At 61.6% G+C, this 17059-nt stretch carries 13 protein-coding genes; 5 read left to right on the forward strand and 8 right to left on the reverse strand.

Features of this window, described 5'->3' with window-relative positions:
* Window positions 1-67 precede the first annotated feature (67 nt).
* Window positions 68-679: a response regulator transcription factor gene (locus KJP28_RS12985; protein WP_218393031.1), complete on the reverse strand. Its 612-nt coding sequence runs from the start codon at window positions 677-679 to the stop codon at window positions 68-70.
* Between the two features lie 283 nt (window positions 680-962).
* Between KJP28_RS12985 and KJP28_RS12990 the strand changes: the two genes are divergently transcribed.
* The 4 genes from KJP28_RS12990 (at window position 963) to KJP28_RS13005 (ending at window position 6438) form a co-directional block, all read left to right on the forward strand.
* Window positions 963-2315 (forward strand): WecB/TagA/CpsF family glycosyltransferase, encoded by a 1353-nt coding sequence (locus KJP28_RS12990; protein ID WP_218393032.1) that lies wholly within the window; start codon window positions 963-965, stop codon window positions 2313-2315.
* Between the two features lie 24 nt (window positions 2316-2339).
* The gene (locus KJP28_RS12995) at window positions 2340-3227 is read left to right on the forward strand and encodes a UTP--glucose-1-phosphate uridylyltransferase (RefSeq protein WP_218393033.1); all 888 of its coding nucleotides are present in this window, start codon (window positions 2340-2342) and stop codon (window positions 3225-3227) included.
* Between the two features lie 105 nt (window positions 3228-3332).
* A complete protein-coding gene (locus tag KJP28_RS13000) occupies window positions 3333-3857 on the forward strand; it encodes a putative pterin-binding protein (RefSeq protein WP_218393034.1) in 525 nt (174 codons plus the stop codon).
* A 37-nt stretch (window positions 3858-3894) separates the two neighbouring features.
* Window positions 3895-6438: a hybrid sensor histidine kinase/response regulator gene (locus KJP28_RS13005; RefSeq protein WP_218393035.1), complete on the forward strand. Its 2544-nt coding sequence runs from the start codon at window positions 3895-3897 to the stop codon at window positions 6436-6438.
* An 85-nt stretch (window positions 6439-6523) separates the two neighbouring features.
* Here KJP28_RS13005 and gyrB read toward each other — a convergent pair whose 3' ends face one another.
* The 7 genes from gyrB to rpsT form a co-directional block, all read right to left on the reverse strand.
* Complete coding sequence (gene gyrB, locus KJP28_RS13010) at window positions 6524-8941, reverse strand: DNA topoisomerase (ATP-hydrolyzing) subunit B (protein ID WP_218393036.1); 2418 nt, start codon at window positions 8939-8941, stop codon at window positions 6524-6526.
* A 191-nt stretch (window positions 8942-9132) separates the two neighbouring features.
* Window positions 9133-9753, reverse strand: coding sequence for a LysE family translocator (locus KJP28_RS13015; protein ID WP_218393037.1), 621 nt, complete (start codon window positions 9751-9753; stop codon window positions 9133-9135).
* Window positions 9750-10166, reverse strand: coding sequence for a VOC family protein (locus tag KJP28_RS13020; protein WP_218393038.1), 417 nt, complete (start codon window positions 10164-10166; stop codon window positions 9750-9752). The genes KJP28_RS13015 and KJP28_RS13020 overlap by 4 nt, the downstream gene beginning before the upstream one ends.
* A complete protein-coding gene (recF, locus tag KJP28_RS13025; RefSeq protein WP_218393039.1) occupies window positions 10163-11278 on the reverse strand; it encodes a DNA replication/repair protein RecF in 1116 nt (371 codons plus the stop codon). The genes KJP28_RS13020 and recF overlap by 4 nt, the downstream gene beginning before the upstream one ends.
* 67 nt (window positions 11279-11345) lie before the next feature.
* The gene (gene dnaN, locus KJP28_RS13030) at window positions 11346-12464 is read right to left on the reverse strand and encodes a DNA polymerase III subunit beta (RefSeq protein ID WP_218393040.1); all 1119 of its coding nucleotides are present in this window, start codon (window positions 12462-12464) and stop codon (window positions 11346-11348) included.
* A 105-nt stretch (window positions 12465-12569) separates the two neighbouring features.
* Complete coding sequence (dnaA, locus tag KJP28_RS13035) at window positions 12570-13946, reverse strand: chromosomal replication initiator protein DnaA (protein ID WP_218393041.1); 1377 nt, start codon at window positions 13944-13946, stop codon at window positions 12570-12572.
* 537 nt (window positions 13947-14483) lie between these two features.
* On the reverse strand, window positions 14484-14747 hold the full coding sequence (gene rpsT / locus KJP28_RS13040) for a 30S ribosomal protein S20 (protein WP_218393042.1): 264 nt from the start codon (window positions 14745-14747) through the stop codon (window positions 14484-14486).
* A 281-nt stretch (window positions 14748-15028) separates the two neighbouring features.
* Between rpsT and KJP28_RS13045 the strand changes: the two genes are divergently transcribed.
* Window positions 15029-17059 (forward strand): DEAD/DEAH box helicase, encoded by a 2031-nt coding sequence (locus tag KJP28_RS13045; protein WP_218393043.1) that lies wholly within the window; start codon window positions 15029-15031, stop codon window positions 17057-17059.

Genomic DNA, 17059 nt, shown 5'->3' on the forward strand with positions numbered 1-17059 from the left:
CGCGGGTGGAAAAGGCGGGCGGGCGGGCGCGGATGCGTGGCCCCCTATCCGGTCGGGTAGTCCGGTGTCAGTAAAGCCCCGCTTCGCGGGCGACGAGCGCAGCCTGCGTGCGATTGTTGACGTCGATCTTTCGATACAGTGTCTTGAGATAGAGTTTGATCGTCGGCTCGGTCAGGTCGAGATCACGCGCGATTTCCTTGTTCGACTTGCCTTCGGTCAACCCTTTGAGAACCTGCATTTCGCGATCGGCGAGCTTCTCGGCAAGGGGATGCTTCTGTTCCGCTTTCGCCTGCATGAAGTCGATCGGCACGTATTGCTCACCCATCGCCATGAACCGCACTGCATTGATCAACGACTTTGCAGAAAGGGTCTTCGGCAAGAATCCGGCCGCTCCAAGCGCCAACGCCTTCTCCGCTACACCGCGGTTCGCGTTCCCGGTGATAAGCGCGACCTTCTGGTCGCCCTCACGCGCAAGGGCCGATTCGAGCCCGTCGAACCCGTTCATGCCAGGCATGTTCAGATCGAGCAGAACCAGATCAAAGGCATCGCCTTCATCCATCGCCGTCATCGCACCTGGAAAATCAGCAGCGGTCTCGGTTTCGAATCCGTCCACCGTATCGAGAAAAGCGACGAGCGTGTCGCGCAGAAGATCATGATCGTCGGCAATTAGAATTCGCATTGGTCTGCTCTTTGGGATCGGTCAGTCGGTCGTTCCGCCAAATTGAACCGAAATTGGGTCAAAATTTAGGTGCAGGTAACACTTATCGGTTGATTGGATTCTCGGCAAAGGCAATTCCGGCGGGTGTACTACCCGAATGGATAGTCGCCAACGACGAACGCGGCAACCGTCACTCGTCGGAGCATTCGAGAATCCGATTTGGCTGCCGTCCTGTCCCTCTGCTCAGTGGAAATACATCACTCGTTTCAGGACCTTAGGTTCAAGCAACCGAAGGACCCACGCAATGAAACACATCCGCGAGTTCGATCTCCAACCGCTGGCACCGACCACAAAATCCCTGTTCGGGCTGAACGTGGTTAACGAAACCCGTGCCCACACCATTGACGTCTTGCTGTCGGGCGGCCGTTCTCGCGTGGCTTTTCTGAACGCACATTGCGTCAACGTCGCTGCACGGGATCGGGCCTATGCCAATGCGCTCAGGTCGGCAGACGCGATCTTGCCCGACGGAGCCGGTATCGAAATCGCGCATAAGTTCATCGGCAGCCGCATGACCGAAAACCTCAACGGCACCGATTTTACACCGCTTCTACTTGCCGAAGCGGCGCAGCGCGGGAAATCGGTTTTTCTGTTCGGCGGTCGCCCGGGCACCGCAGAGGCGGCCGCCGAAAAACTCATGGATGATATTCCCGGCCTCGTCATAGCAGGCACGCGGGACGGGTTTGGAGGCGCAGTCGACACCGACGCAGCCATCCGGGCGATCAATGCGAGCGAAGCAGATATCCTGCTTGTCGCCATGGGCGTACCCCGCCAGGACCTCTGGCTGGCCGAAAATGGGCATCTGCTCAGGCCCGGCCTTCTAATCGGCGTCGGTGCGCTTTTCGATTTTCTCGCCGGCAACGTTTCCCGTGCGCCGCGTGCGCTCCGGGCAATGCGTGGCGAGTGGCTCTGGCGGCTGGCGTCCGAACCGCGCCGGATGTTTCGCCGCTACGTGATCGGCAATCCGGAATTCATCCTGCGGGCGCTGACACAGGTTTCAGGCGACACCATCGCCAAGCGCGTCTTCGATATTCTTGTGGCCTCGGCAGTGATCCTTGCCTTCGCGCCGCTTTTTGCCATTGCGGCGCTTGCGATCCGAACCGAAACTCGGGGGCCGGTGTTCTTCCGTCAAACCCGTGTCGGGCGCGGCGGCCAGACGTTTTCCATGCTGAAGTTCCGGTCGATGGTGGTCGACGCCGAGGCGCGGCGCGCTGCGCTCCTCGACAAATCGGACCGGACCGGGGTCTGCTTCAAGTCCCGCACCGACCCGCGCATCACACGTGTCGGTCGTATACTGCGCCGCTATTCCATCGATGAATTGCCGCAGATCTTCAACGTTCTCAAAGGCGAAATGTCCATCGTCGGACCCCGCCCAGCGCTTCCGAGCGAAGTCGCGGCATACCCCAAACGCGCCGTCGAGCGGCTCAGCGTCAAACCTGGTCTCACCGGTGTCTGGCAGGTTTCGGGCCGTGCCGAGATCGGGTTCGACAAGATGGTGGACATGGATCTGGCCTACGTCCGCTCGCGCTCGGTCCTGCTCGACGTCGTCCTTCTCGCACTCACCTTCCGCGCCGTGATCGGCGGTCGCGGTGCCTATTGATACTCAAGAAACAGGAGTTAATTCATGACCCGTATTCGTAAAGCCGTTTTTCCCGTCGCCGGTCTCGGCACCCGGTTCCTGCCCGCCACCAAGTCGGTGCCCAAGGAGATGTTGCCGCTCATCGACCGCCCGTTGATCCAATACGCCATTGATGAAGCACGTGCGGCGGGCATCGAAGAATTCATCTTCGTGACCGCCGTAGGAAAGGGGGCGCTCGAGGATTACTTCGACACCGCCGAAATGCTGGAGAAACGCCTTGAGGCATCCGGCAAGACCGAACTTCTCGCGCGGCTGGAGCAGACCCGGATGAAAGAAGGCGCCTTGACAATTCTGCGCCAAGACCGCCCGCGCGGCCTGGGTCACGCCGTGAGGATCGCCCGTCGTGCGGTCGGGGACGAACCCTTCGCCGTGTTGCTCCCCGATGATGTGATCCGCGCGGATCGCCCTGCGCTCGCCCAGATGGTCGAGGCATATAGCAACACCGGGGGCCACATGGTCGCGACGATGGAAGTTCCGCGTCAGGATGTCTCGAAATACGGTGTGCTCGACGTGGCCAGCCGGGATGGCGCGCTGACCCTTGCCGCAGGCATGGTCGAAAAGCCGCGCCCCGACATCGCGCCCTCGCGTGAGGCCGTGGTCGGACGTTACATCCTAGACCCGTCGATTTTCGGCCGACTGGCCGATGCGGCACCTGGCGCGGGCGGCGAGATACAATTGACCGATGCCATCAACGCAGACGCCGCAAGCCGACCAATTCACGGGTGGCGCTTTGCGGGCGAGCGGTTCGACTGCGGGTCACAAGCGGGTTACGTCGCCGCCACATTGCGGTACGCGCTGGCCTGCCCCGAACTGGCATCCGTCGTGCATCGAACGATTGACCGGTCGGAGGCGCCGGTGGCTCTGGCCGGTTGATCCAAAGCGACTATCCGTTCGGGTAGTCGCTCTATCCCATGGTCCGCTAACGCCCTCAAGGTCCACTGTGGTAGGAAACCACATCGGTAGTTGAAGGTTGTCGAAATGAGCACGACTCAAGGAACCCTCAGCGGCAAGCTCGCGCTTGTCGCATGGATCATCTTCCATCCCTTAGCGGCTGGGGCGAACGACCTTCAGATGCCGACAGGCGATGTTGTTCTCAGCGTGACCGGCAACATCGCCGCCACCAATGACGGCAATGCGGCAATCTTCGACGAGGACATGCTACGCGCCCTTGGCGAAACGACCTTTGAAACGACCACGATCTGGACCGATGGCGTTCAGAGTTTCACCGGCGTTTCGCTGAAAGACCTTCTTGACGAACTCGGCGTGGACAACGGTACGCTGGAGGCCAGGGCGCTCAACGACTATGCCGTCGAGATTCCTGTTTCCGACGCCGTCGACGGGGGTCCAATCGTGGCCTACGCCCGCAACAATAACGCCATGTCCATCCGTGACAAGGGCCCGCTCTGGATCGTCTATCCCTACGATTCCAACGATGACTACGCGAGCGAAACGATCTATTCGCGATCGATCTGGCAACTGGACCGGATAGACGTGCAGGATTAACCCTGACGGGCACTGCTCATGTCAATACAGGACCGGCATGGAAAATCTGCGCCAAAGCTACGTGTTCCGCAATCTCGCGATTGCCTTCGCCGCGGTCCTCGGGATCGCGGTCGCGGTGTATCTTGGCGGTGAGGTCCTGCGAAAATTGAACCTATTGGAGACGGCGGCGTCGGACAACGTGCAATGGACGCTCAGCCAGGTCGAGGTGGAATTCCTGGATCTCGATCTGGCAACCAAATCCTACATGATCGGCGACATCGACGATCTCGACGTGATCCGGCGCGAGTTCGATATATTCTACAGCCGGATTGGAACCCTGTCCGAAGGCGACCTGTATCTCGGTCTTCGAAACGAAACAACCTTTGCCGACGCGCTCGCCACCATTCGCGGGTTTCTCGAGGCTGCGGTGCCGATCATCGACAGCACCGACTCCGAAATGGAGGCCGACCTCCCCGAACTCAGCCGCGACATCGACGCAATCCGGTTGCCCGTGCGGGAACTGTCGGCGACAGGCCTCACCTATTTCGCGGAACAAGCCGACATGCGCCGAGGCGAGACCGCAGATACACTCGCGTTTCTCGCAGCCGTAACGCTAGCGGTTCTTTCCGCCCTCGCATTGGTTTCCATCGTCCTGTTCCGGGTGAACCGGATAAACGTGCAACGGGCGGCGACAATCGAGATGTCGTCGCGCCGAATGGCGACGATCGTGCAATCGTCGCTCGACGCCATCGTCGCCGTCGACCGCGCTGGCAGGATTATTGAGTTCAGCGCGGCAGCCGAAGAAATTTTCGGGCATCGGAAATCCGATGTGGTCGGGCGCGACATGGGTGAGATCATCGTGCCAGACGCCCTGCGCGGCGCTCATGAAGCGGGCATGTCGCGCTATCGCGAGACCGGCGAAAAGCGTGTCGCCGGAAAAGGCCGGATCAACGTCGAAGCCATCCGTGCCGATGGCACGGTCTTTCCGGTCGAGATATCGATCCAATCCGCCGACAGCAGCGATGGAGAGATTTTCGTCGGGTTCCTGCGCGACATTTCCCGCCGTGTGGCCGCCGAACGCGAATTGGTCGAAGCACGAGACAAGGCGGTCGCCGGCGAGAAGGCGAAGTCCGAGTTCCTTGCCGTCATGAGCCACGAAATGCGTACGCCGCTGAACGGTCTTCTGGGCACGCTTTCCCTACTCAAAGACACGCGCCTGACATCGAAACAGGCGGATTATGTCGACAACCTCCAGGTCTCGGGCGACCTGTTGCTGTCGCATATCAACGACGTTCTGGACGTCACGAAATATGAGGCAGGCGCACTGACCATAAAGCCTGTGCCGACCGACCTCTCGGCCCTTGTGCAGAACGTGGTCGACAGCCAGCGGGACCTCGGCTCCGAAGCGGGCAATACGATCCAGTGGCGCTGGGTTGGAGAGCCTTTGCACCATGTGATGACCGAACCCATGCGGCTGAGCCAGGTGTTGATCAACCTTGTCGGGAACGCGGTCAAATTCACCCAGAACGGCACGATCACGATAGAACTGCTTGCGGAAAACACAGACACCGGGGCTGATCTGACAATTCTCGTTCAGGACACCGGTATCGGGATCGCACCGGAAGACATCGAACGCATGTTTCAGGATTTTGCGACCGCCGACACCTCCTACGGCCGCGCGCGCAGCGGCACTGGACTGGGCCTTGGAATTGCGCGGCGTCTCGTCACGGCGCTTGGCGGCAAGATTGGCGCCGAGAGCGAACTGGGTGAGGGCAGCACGTTCTGGGTGCGCCTTCCCGTCACACTTGCAGCGCCAGTGGGCAAGACTCGCGAAACCGCGGCAACTGCCGACAACCATCACGCCGAACGCCGAAATGTCCTGATCATCGAAGACAACGAGATCAACCGTATCGTGCTGAAAGACATGCTTCTTGCGGAAGGGCATCGCGTCACGGAAGCCGTCGACGGGCTGGAGGGCGTGGACCACGCGCAGCAACAGCCATTCGACCTCATCCTGACCGACATTTCCATGCCCGTGCTGGACGGCATCGCCGCCACACAGGTCATACGCGAGAAGCACGGGCCAAATCATACGACGCCAATCTACGCTGTGACCGCCCACGCGATGCCCGACGAAATTAACAGGTTCCTGCAAGCCGGCATGAGCGGCGTCCTGGCAAAGCCGATCAACAGGGCCGAACTTCGAAAAATTCTGGCGTCTCGGCAACTCGAACCAACGCAACAATCAACTCAGACTGTCATCGTGAACGAGAAGAGCGTGGAGGGGCTTCGCCGCGATATCGGGATCGAAACCGTCTCAAATCTCTACAGGAAATTCCGCACCGATGCGTCGACGATCCTGAACGACATGTCGGAACATCCGCCGCAAACCGACCCGCGACCGAAGATCGGACACCTGAGCCATAAACTCGCGGGGAGCGCTTCGATATTCGGCGCCGAAGAATTCGTGCAATCCTTGAGAGACATCGAACAGGACGCCACGTCGAACGAGGACACGACCCTCATTCTGAAAAAAGTCGAAGCCGCGAAAGGCGTTTGGAAAAGCACCGAAGCCGTGCTCGATCGAGCCTTCAAAGAGTAGTCTCGATCAAGCACCGTCGTCGGTCACATCAATACTCACCGATTGACGTTTGTGACGAGACCTTCCTCGGCGATCCTACAAGACCCTAGAAGTCCAGGTTCTCCACACTCAGCGCGTTTTGCTGGATGAACTCGCGGCGCGGTTCGACCACGTCGCCCATGAGCTTGGTGAACAAGTCGTCGGCTTCGGCCAGATCGTCCACCTTCACCTGCAACAAAGTCCGCGCCTCCGGGTCCAGCGTGGTTTCCCAAAGCTGGTCCGGGTTCATCTCCCCCAGCCCCTTGTAGCGTTGCAGCGTCAGGCCCTTTTCGCCTTCCTGCAGGATCGCTTCGAGCAACTCGGTCGGTCCGTGTATCAATTGCTCGCGGTCCTTGCGGGCCAGCGTCGACTGGTCCTTGTAATAGTCACGCGACTCCATCGACACTTCGGAAAGTCGCTTGGCTTCGCCCGAGCGAAGAATGGCCCCGTCCAGCGTGCGAACTTCTTCGACACCGCGCAGGATACGGGCCAGACGGATGCCGTGGTCCTGCGTGATCCGCCCTTGCCAGCCGCGTTCGTATTCCACCGCGACCATGTCGAGCCGCTCGGCCACGCGGTCCGCAACGGCCTGAAGATCGCTGTCCACGGCTCCCGGATCGAACGCGCCTGCAAGTGCGGCCTGCTCGAGGATATTGCGCGGATAATGTGTCGGGAACGCCTCCAGCACGCGCTTGAAGCTGCGTGCACCCTCGATCACGCGGGCAAGGTCTGCACCCGCGATCTCCTCGCCGGTCTTGAGCCGCAGGACGACACCTTCCAGACCTTGATTGATGAGATAATCCTCGAGCGCCGGCACGTCCTTGATGTAAACCTCGGAGCGCCCCCGGCTCACCTTGTAGAGCGGCGGTTGGGCGATATAGAGATAGCCGCCCTCGATGATCTCGGGCATCTGGCGATAAAAGAACGTCAAAAGCAGCGTCCGAATATGCGCGCCATCGACGTCGGCATCCGTCATGATGATGATCTTGTGGTAGCGCAGCTTTTCGATATCGAACTCGTCGCGCCCGATCCCGGTGCCCAGCGCCGTAATCAGCGTGCCCACCGTCTCGGACGACAGCATCCGGTCGAAACGCGCACGTTCGACGTTCAGGATCTTGCCCCGCAGAGGCAAGACCGCCTGATTGTGCCGTGACCGGCCCTGCTTGGCCGAGCCGCCAGCGGAGTCACCCTCGACGATGAAGAGTTCCCGCTTCGCAGGGTCTTTTTCCTGGCAATCCGCAAGCTTGCCGGGCAGCGACGCGACATCATGGCTCGACTTCTTGCGCGTCAATTCACGCGCCTTGCGGGCCGCTTCACGGGCCAACGCCGCCTCGATGATCTTGCCGATGATCTGCTTGGCCTCGTTCGGGTTCTCTTCAAACCAGATCGCCAGCGCATCGTTCATCAAACCTTCGACCGCCGGGCGCACTTCGGAGGAGACAAGCTTGTCCTTGGTCTGCGAGCTGAATTTCGGGTCCGGCACTTTCACCGACAGCACACAGGTCAGCCCTTCGCGCGCATCGTCCCCGGTGAAGGCGACCTTCTCCTTCTTCGCCAGCCCGGACGAGTTGGCATAAAGGTTCATCGTCCGCGTAAGAGCACCCCGGAAACCGGCGAGGTGCGTACCGCCGTCGCGTTGCGGGATGTTGTTCGTGAACGGCAGCACCGTCTCGTGGTAACTGTCGTTCCACCACATCGCGACCTCGACGGTGATATCGTCGCGCTCGCCGGTGATGAAGATCGGCTCCTCCAGCATCGGCTGCTTGTGCCGGTCGAGATATTTGACGAATTCCTTGACGCCCCCCTCGTAGAAGAGCTCGGCTTCCAGCGGCTCTTCGGGGCGCTCGTCGCGCAGGATAATCCGCACACCCGAGTTCAGGAACGCAAGTTCGCGAAGCCGGTTCTCAAGTGTTTTGAAGTTGTAATCGAGGTTCGAGAACGTGTCCGTCGAAGCAAGGAATCGAACCTCGGTGCCGCTTTCACCCGGCGTGTCCTCGAGCACTTCGAGATGCTTGGCCGTCTCGCCCCGTTCGAACCGGGCCGAGTGTTTCTTGTCATTGCGCCAGACGGTCAGCTCCAGCCAATCCGACAACGCGTTCACGACCGACACGCCCACGCCGTGCAGACCCCCGGACACCTTGTAGCTGTTGGAGTCGAACTTACCGCCCGCATGAAGCTGGGTCATGATGACCTCAGCCGCCGAAACCCCTTCCTCGGGGTGCATGTCGACCGGAATCCCGCGCCCGTTGTCGCGAACCGAGACCGAATTATCGCGGTGCAACGTGACGCTCACGAAGTCCGCATGGCCTGCCAGCGCCTCGTCGATCCCATTGTCCACGACCTCGTAGACCATGTGATGCAGACCGCTGCCATCGTCGGTGTCACCGATATACATGCCCGGGCGCTTGCGAACCGCCTCCAAGCCCTTGAGAACCTTGATGGAATCTGCACCATATTCGGAATTGTTCTGCGCGTCGTCGGCCATGCGAGCCTTCCTGTATTTTTGTTGCCTGTTTCTATCTTTTTCGGGGGGGAATGTCACGCGAATGACACCATATTTCGCGGGCCTCCGCGCAAGCACAGACGAAATCGTGTTTGCCGCACAGCAACCCGCAAGACGCGCCCATCACCGGTGTGCCGTACGGCGCTTTTTCGAAGGAATATGCGGACTTCGTATCAGGTAAACGGAATGATCGCCGCAACGACGATCAGCAGCGCACCCGCCGAGATGTTCAGCCGCTTCAGCGCCGTGGGTGACGTGAGGAGAGCCCGCAATCTCCCGATAAACGCCGCCATGATGACATTACCAAACAGCGGCACAGCCATCGAAAGTGCGACGATCACGCCGATATCCGGCCAAGTCAGCGCAGTAAGATCGAAGAACCCCGGCAACATCCCCATGTAGAAAAGGATCGCCTTCGGGTTTGCCAGGATCACGACCACGCCCGCCATGAACCCCGCCCACATACCGGGTCGCGTCAAGCGGCTGTCCGCCGCGATCTGCTTGTCCGCATGGCGAATGATGGTCCAGCCAAGCCACAGAAAGAATGCCGAGGCCACGAACTTCAAGACGACGGTGAGACCCTCGAACTCCGTCGCCACCCAGCTCATCCCGAGGATCGCGAGCAGCGGCCACAGTGCGTCTCCCACCGTGACGCCCAGCGCCAGCGGCCAGGCCGCGCGAAAGCCCCCCGACATGGCGCGCGCCAGGAGCGCCATCCACACAGGCCCCGGTGTCAGGAAAAGAACCAGAAGCGCGAAGGCATAAAGCCCCGCATCACCAAGCGAGAGCGTCACGCGATCCGCCCATCCCCGTCGAGCGTCCAGAATGGATTGTGCGCGAATTCCCAAAGATGCCCGTCGGGGTCCGCGACATAGGACGAATACCCGCCCCAATCCGTCTTGAACGGCTCGCGAACCGCCTCCGCCCCGGCTTCGACCGCTTTCGCGAACATCGCGTCCACACCCTCCGGCGAGGCGAAATTCTGGGCAAGCGTCATCGCCCCGGTCTTGAGCGCCTCGACAGGGCGCCCGGTCTCCGCCGCCAGCCCCTCGAGCGTGAAAAACCCGAACTTCATGCCATCCATGGCATAAAACACGGCCTCGCCCACATCTTCCTCAAGCTCCCATCCCAGCGCCTCGTAATAGGCACGGGCACGCTTCGGGTCCGCGACCGCAAGGGTAATGAGCGTCACGCGATTGGTCTTCATGGGTCCACCTCCTCGATACGGCTCTGCCCCGCATCCTCCGACACGTGAATATGCATGGCCCGGTCGCCGAGCTCTGTAAACAGCTCCGGGCCAGTTCCCGTCATGAACGCCTGCGCGCCCAGCGCAACGATCTCGTCATAAAGCGCGGCGCGACGGTCGGCGTCCAGATGCGCCGACACCTCGTCCAGAAGCAACATCGGCGGCGCCCCGAAATCCTGCGACAGCGCGCGACCGTGGGCCAGGATGAGCGAGACGAGCAGCGCCTTCTGCTCCCCCGTCGAACATTCCTTCGCGGGCATCCCCTTTTCGGCATAGACCGCGGCCAGATCGGCACGATGCGGGCCGACCAATGTCCGGCCGGCCATCAGGTCACGCGGACGGCTTTCGGCAAAAGCATCTGCCAGCGCCTCTTCGCCCTCGGGACCGTCCGCGGCCCCCTCGGCATGAAGCAACTGCAACTCGGCAGCCGGAAATGCGGTCTCCGCCTGCATCTGCGCGCCGATGATAAGCGCCACGGTCCGCGCGCGGTTGGCTTGGATATCACCCCCCGCTTTGGCCATCTGCGCTTCGAGCGCGGCGTACCAATGCGCGTCCCGCTGCTGATCTTTCAAGAGCCTGTTCCGCTCTCTCATTGCCTTTTCATAGGTCAGAACCGCCTGCGCATGGTTCGGCTCGAAACTCATCGCAAGCCGGTCGAGGAACTTCCGGCGTCCATCCGCGCCCTCGATCCAAAGCCGGTCCATCACCGGGACCAGCCAGGTCATCCGCGCGATCCGGCCCAGCGCCACCTGCGCCGCCGCCTTGTCGTCGATCGTCACCTGCCGCGAAGCACCCGGTTCGGCCCATGTGACCACCTCATGCACCTGGTGAAGCGATTGCAGCACGCCGCTGAGCTTCCAACCAACGCCCTCCGGCTTGCGCCCCATATCTTCCGCCGCCGCCCCGCGAAGGCCCCGACCGGGGGACATAAGGCTCACGGCTTCAAGGATATTGGTTTTGCCCGCTCCGTTGGCCCCGAAAATGGCGACGGGCCGCCCGTCAAGCGTCAGCTCCGCGCGACGGTGCGAGCGGAAATGACTGAGCGTGAGGGATTTCAGGTAGAGGCCGGTCATCACCGCCCCGGTTTCCGGTCCGGAAATATCCCCGCCGGAGGCAAGAAAGTTTCCGCGCCGACCCGTGTCACACGCGCATCGGCATGACGACGTAGACCGCGGACGTGTCGTTGCCTTCACGCATCAACACCGGCTGGCCCGAACTGTCGAACATGAAAACAGCATTCTCGCGATCCACCTGGCTCGCGATTTCCAACAGGTACTTTGCGTTGAACCCGATCTCGAGCGGCTCGTCGCCATAGGCCACGACCAACTCCTCCTCGGCCGCACCGGCATCCGGCGCATTGACCGAAAGCACCAGCTTGTCTTCGCCCAGCGCCAGTTTCACGGCACGCGAACGTTCGGATGAAACCGTCGCAACGCGGTCCACGGCCTGCGCGAACTCGGAAGCGTCGACTTCCATCTTCTTGGTATTGCCCTGCGGAATGACCCGCGTGTAATCCGGGAACGTGCCGTCGATGACCTTCGAGGTCAGCGTAATATCCGGCGTCGCGAACCGCACCTTGGTTTCCGACACGCTTACAGCGACCTCGGTGTCGTCGTCGTCGAGCAGCTTGCGAAGCTCACCCACCGTCTTGCGCGGCACGATCACGCCCGGCAGGTTCTCGGCCCCCGCAGGAAGCTCGGCGTCGATCCGGGCCAGCCGGTGACCATCGGTCGCGACGCAGCGAAGCACCTTGCCGCCGTCGGCATCCGACACATGCATGTAGACGCCGTTGAGGTAGTAGCGGGTCTCTTCCGTCGAAATCGCGAATTTCGACTTGTCGAACAGCCGCCGCAAGACCGGCGCCTTGGCCGAGAAATTGGCATCGTATTCCGACGAGGCCATGACCGGGAAATCTTCCTTGGGCAGCGTCGCGAGCGAGAAGTTGGAACGCCCCGCCTCGACCGTGAGCCGCCCGGCGGCCCCATCGTCAGTGAGTTGAACCATCGCCCCATCGGGCAATTTGCGCACGATCTCATGCAACGTCACCGCGCTCACGGTCGTAGCGCCGGCGCGTTCGACCATCGCTGAGGCCTTGTCCACAACCTCGATATCAAGATCCGTGGCACGGAAGCTCACCGTATCGCCTTCGGCTTCGATCAGAACATTGGCGAGGATCGGGATGGTGTTGCGACGCTCGACGACGGACTGCGCCTGTCCCACTGCTTTGAGCAGCGTGGCACGTTCAACGGAAATCTTCATGTCCCACTCCTGACACCAATCGGGACGGCGACCATAGCGGGTCCACCATCCGTCTCAAGGTTTTTTGGCACTTTCTTTGGGAAACCACGGGGGGTCAAGAGGTGCTTAGTGCTCCAGCGCCTTGCGAAGCAGCTCAAGGTCTTCCGCGATCTGCTGGTCGGTAGTGACAAGCTCCTCGACCCGCTTCACGGCGTGCATCACCGTCGAATGGTCACGTCCGCCGAAACGCCGTCCGATATCGGGATAGGAACGGGTGGTCAGATCCTTCGACAGTTTCATCGCCACCTGCCGCGGCCGCGCGATGGAACGAAGGCGCTTCGGACCGATCATGTCCGAAAACCGGATACCATAATGCTCGGCGACCTTGCGCTGTATTTCCTCGACCGTGACCTTGCGGTCCGACGCACGCAGCACGTCTGTCAGACACTCCTGAGCGCGCTCCAGGGTGATTTCGCCCCCGACCAGCGACGCGAAGGCGAATAGCCGCATCAGCGCGCCCTCGAGAACGCGCACGTTCGTGGTGATCCGATGCGCAAGGAACTCCAGCACACCGTCCGCAATGGTGAGGTCAGGATAGGCATCCTTGTAGGCCGCGACCTTGGATTGAAGGACGCCGAGCCTAAGCTCGTAATCGGTCGGGTGAAGGTCGACGACCAACCCGCATTGCAGGCGGCTCTTGATCCGCTCCTCCAGATCCTTGATCTCGCCCGGCGCGCGGTCGGCGGAGATGATGATCTGCTTGTTCTGGTCCACCAGCGCGTTGAAGGTGTGGAAAAACTCTTCCTGCGTCGAATCCTTGCCCGCGATGAACTGCACGTCGTCCACCATCAGCACGTCGACCGAGCGGAACAGATGCTTGAAATCCATCATCGTCTTGTCGCGCAGCGCCTGAATGAAGCGATACATGAACTGTTCGGCCGAGAGGTAGACGACCCGAAGCTCCGGGTTCCGCTCCTGAATCTCCCATGCGATCGCGTGCATGAGGTGCGTCTTGCCCAGCCCGACGCCGCCGTAAAGAAACAGCGGATTGAACGTAACCGGCCCGCCCTCGGCCACCCGGCGGGCAGCGGCGTGGGCAAGCTCGTTCGGCTTGCCGACCACGAAACTGTCGAAGGTGAAACGCTTGTCGAGCGGCGCGCCGGGAAGATCCTCGGCTTGATCGGACTGCGCAACAGGGCGCGGATTGCCGGTCGAACTTGCGGTCGGTTCAGACGGGGCGGCTTGCCTGGTGCGCGGCCCGGACTTCGGAACCTGGAAGTCCAGACGCGTGACGCGGGCCCCCGCATGTGTCATCTGGCGCAGAATCTGGTCTCCGAAATTCCGCTCGACCCAGTTTGCCATGAAGGTCGTGGGCACGAGGAACGTCGCGACTCCCCCGTCGATCTCCGCGAATTCCAGAGGTTCGATCCAGTTCCGGTAATTGTTCTGCCCAACCGAATGCTCGAGCTTTTCGCGAACCTGTCCCCACATGCTATCTGCCATCGTTTATTACCTGTCTCTCGATCTACGTCGCGCAATCACAATCAAACCCCGGACCGCAAGATTTCCGGAACCCACCCGATACAAGCGCACCGGGTCACGACTCATTTGACTGAACTTCAACGGCATATCGAGCACTGCCCGGTGCATGGATTGCACCCGGTCGCGCGATACAGATAAGGGGTTTTCCCCTGATTTTCCTTTGCAGCACGACGAATTTGAGGTCCCCACCCCGTCCTTCGTCTGTGCTCCGTCCCAAGTCAGCGATGTGAATCGCAGGACCAAAATAGAAAGGTGCGCGACCGCACTTCAACTCATCAATGCGCTTGACTCCGACAATGGGAAAACGAATCCCGGTCGCGTTTCACAAAACCGATTATTTCCCTGAGTTTTTGGGCAGCGAGCCGAATCGTGCGACCGGACGCCACAGACCTGAGGCGTGTGAATTGTGGCAGCGGCGCATCATCCCTACGCGGTCGTAGGGCACGAAAAAGGGCGCGGAGAAACATCCGCGCCCTTCATCGAAAAGAATCGTCTTGATCAGGCCAGCGCTTTGACCCGCGCCGACAGACGCGACATTTTCCGCGCTGCGGTGTTCTTGTGGTAAACGCCTTTGGTGACGCCGCGCATCAGCTCCGGCTGGCATTCCTTGAGCGCGGCCTGCGCTGCATCCTTGTCGCCCGAAGCGATGGCTTCTTCGACCTTGCGGAGATGGGTGCGGATGCGCGAACGGCGGGCTTTGTTGACAGCAAAACGGCGCTCGTTCTGACGGGCGCGCTTCTTGGACTGGGGCGTATTCGCCATGGTGTGTTTCCCTTCATCGGGTTGTTTCAAATTCGGTTGCGTGATCGAAACGACCCGACCGGGTTCAGTACCGGCACAGTCCGACCTAAGCGGGTCTCACACGCATGATGCGCGGCGTATAAGGGGAATCGCTTGGCTTGTGAAGCCATAAATGGCGCGCAATCGCCTGTAACCACGTATTCCCCATATACAAAGCGCGTCCGGCGCGTTAAACGGCCCGATCTCAGCGCAGAGAATCTGCGCCCCATGGCGCGCTCCGCGCCGCAGATTTGGACGACCCCATGCACCCCCTGATTTCCGAAGCGCTGGCCGAGCGCGGATACGAGACTTTGACCCCCGTGCAGGAGGCCGTGTCGGATCCCGCACTCGTGGACGAAGACCTGCTCGTGTCCGCGCAGACCGGATCCGGCAAGACTGTGGGTTTCGGCCTCGCCATTGCACCGACGCTTCTGTCGGGCGATGACGGCTTCGGACCCGCCGCCGCACCCCTCGCGCTCATCGTCGCGCCTACACGCGAACTGGCACTTCAGGTGAAGCGCGAGCTTGGCTGGCTCTACGGCAAAACCGGCGCACGGCTCGCCTCCTGCGTGGGCGGCATGGATATGCGAGACGAACGCCGCGCGCTCGAACGTGGCGCGCATATCGTCGTCGGCACACCTGGCCGCCTGCGCGACCATATCCAGCGCGGCTCGCTCGACATGGACGCTTTGCGTGCCGTGGTGCTCGATGAAGCCGACGAGATGCTCGACCTCGGCTTCCGCGAAGATCTCGAATTCATGCTTGGTGAAGCACCCGAAGATCGCCGGACGCTGATGTTCTCGGCCACGGTGCCGCCGATGATCGCAAAACTCGCGGGCGAATTCCAACGCGACGCCAAGCGCGTGAACACGGTCGGCGATGCGAAACAGCACACCGACATCGCCTACCAGGCGCTGCGCGTTGCCGACCGCGATTCCGAAAACGCGATCTTCAACCTCCTGCGCTTCCACGACGCCGAGAACGCCATCGTCTTCGCCAACACCCGCGCCGCCGTCGCCCACCTGACGGCGCGGCTGTCGAACCGAGGCCTCGCCGTCGTGTCGCTCTCGGGCGAACTCAGCCAGAACGAACGCACCCATGCATTGCAGGCGATGCGCGACGGACGCGCGCATGTCTGTGTGGCGACCGACGTGGCCGCACGCGGCATCGACCTGCCGAACCTCGACCTCGTGATTCACGCCGACCTGCCCTCTAACACCGAAGGTCTCCTGCACCGCTCCGGGCGCACGGGCCGCGCTGGGCGAAAGGGGATCTCGGCACTCATCGTGCCCCCGAAGGCGACCAAGAAAGCCGAGCGACTTCTGAAATGGGCCAAGATCACCGCCGAGTGGACGACGCCACCCTCTGCCGACGATATCGCCGTGCGGGACGAAGAGCGCCTGCTCGCAGATCCAGCATGGACCGAGGAACCGACCGAGGCGCAGCGCAGCTTCGCCACGAAACTGCTGGAGCGCTATGACGCCGAAACCATCGCGGCAGCCTATCTGCGGCTCTATCAATCCGGGCAGGGCGCGCCCGAAGACCTGCTACCCCCGGACACCAGACCCGAGCGCAAGGAACGCGCGCCTTTCGGCCCGTCTCGCTGGATCGCACTGTCGGTCGGGCGCGGCGACAACGCAGAAGCACGTTGGCTTCTGCCGCTTCTCTGCCGCGCGGGGAATCTCGACAAATCGGCCATTGGCGCAATCCGTGTTCAGGACAGCGAGACCTTCGTGGAACTCACCGAGGCGAGCCTTGATGGTTTCCTCGGCAATCTCGGCGCGGATGGCGAGCTGGACGAGGGCGTGAAGGCCCGTGTCCTCGACGCCGCCCCCGACCTCGCCCCGCAGCCGCGGCAGGATCGTGGTCCGCGCCGTGACGGACCCTCCGGCAAGCCTCATCGCAAGGGCGGCAATCCCCGTGAAGACCGGGGCGAGCGCAAGCCACGCGACCACGGCGGGGCGAAAAAGAAATTCGACGACAAGCGCCGGACCCAAGAGGCCGAAGGCGTCACCGCTCCATACAAGCCCAAAGGCAAGCCGGGCGGCAAGGATGCCAAGCCGAAATGGGACAAACCAAAGGGTAACGGCCCGAAGGGGGGCAAGCCCAAAGGCGCCGCTGCGAAACCCGCATCCAAGCCCGCCCCGAAACCCGCGCCGAAACCCAAGGGCAAACCCGGCGCGTTGGACACCTCAAAAAGCTTCCGCAAACCCGGCGGAGCGAAAGGGCCAAAGGGCGCAAAAGGAAAGCCGCCCCGGCAGGGCGGCTTCGATAAACCCAAGCGCAAAGGCTGA

Source organism: Maritimibacter dapengensis (assembly GCF_019218265.1).
GTDB lineage: Bacteria > Pseudomonadota > Alphaproteobacteria > Rhodobacterales > Rhodobacteraceae > Maritimibacter > Maritimibacter dapengensis.

Bases quoted from the DNA above. Each gene is read 5' to 3' on its own strand.
- KJP28_RS13020 (WP_218393038.1), bottom strand. From the start codon at position 10,166: ATGAAGACCAATCGCGTGACGCTCATTACCCTTGCGGTCGCGGACCCG.
- dnaA (WP_218393041.1), bottom strand. From the start codon at position 13,946: ATGGCAGATAGCATGTGGGGACAGGTTCGCGAAAAGCTCGAGCATTCG.
- KJP28_RS13000 (WP_218393034.1), top strand. From the start codon at position 3,333: ATGAGCACGACTCAAGGAACCCTCAGCGGCAAGCTCGCGCTTGTCGCA.
- KJP28_RS12990 (WP_218393032.1), top strand. From the start codon at position 963: ATGAAACACATCCGCGAGTTCGATCTCCAACCGCTGGCACCGACCACA.
- recF (WP_218393039.1), bottom strand. From the start codon at position 11,278: ATGACCGGCCTCTACCTGAAATCCCTCACGCTCAGTCATTTCCGCTCG.
- KJP28_RS12995 (WP_218393033.1), top strand. From the start codon at position 2,340: ATGACCCGTATTCGTAAAGCCGTTTTTCCCGTCGCCGGTCTCGGCACC.
- rpsT (WP_218393042.1), bottom strand. From the start codon at position 14,747: ATGGCGAATACGCCCCAGTCCAAGAAGCGCGCCCGTCAGAACGAGCGC.
- dnaN (WP_218393040.1), bottom strand. From the start codon at position 12,464: ATGAAGATTTCCGTTGAACGTGCCACGCTGCTCAAAGCAGTGGGACAG.
- KJP28_RS13045 (WP_218393043.1), top strand. From the start codon at position 15,029: ATGCACCCCCTGATTTCCGAAGCGCTGGCCGAGCGCGGATACGAGACT.
- KJP28_RS13005 (WP_218393035.1), top strand. From the start codon at position 3,895: ATGGAAAATCTGCGCCAAAGCTACGTGTTCCGCAATCTCGCGATTGCC.
- gyrB (WP_218393036.1), bottom strand. From the start codon at position 8,941: ATGGCCGACGACGCGCAGAACAATTCCGAATATGGTGCAGATTCCATC.
- KJP28_RS12985 (WP_218393031.1), bottom strand. From the start codon at position 679: ATGCGAATTCTAATTGCCGACGATCATGATCTTCTGCGCGACACGCTC.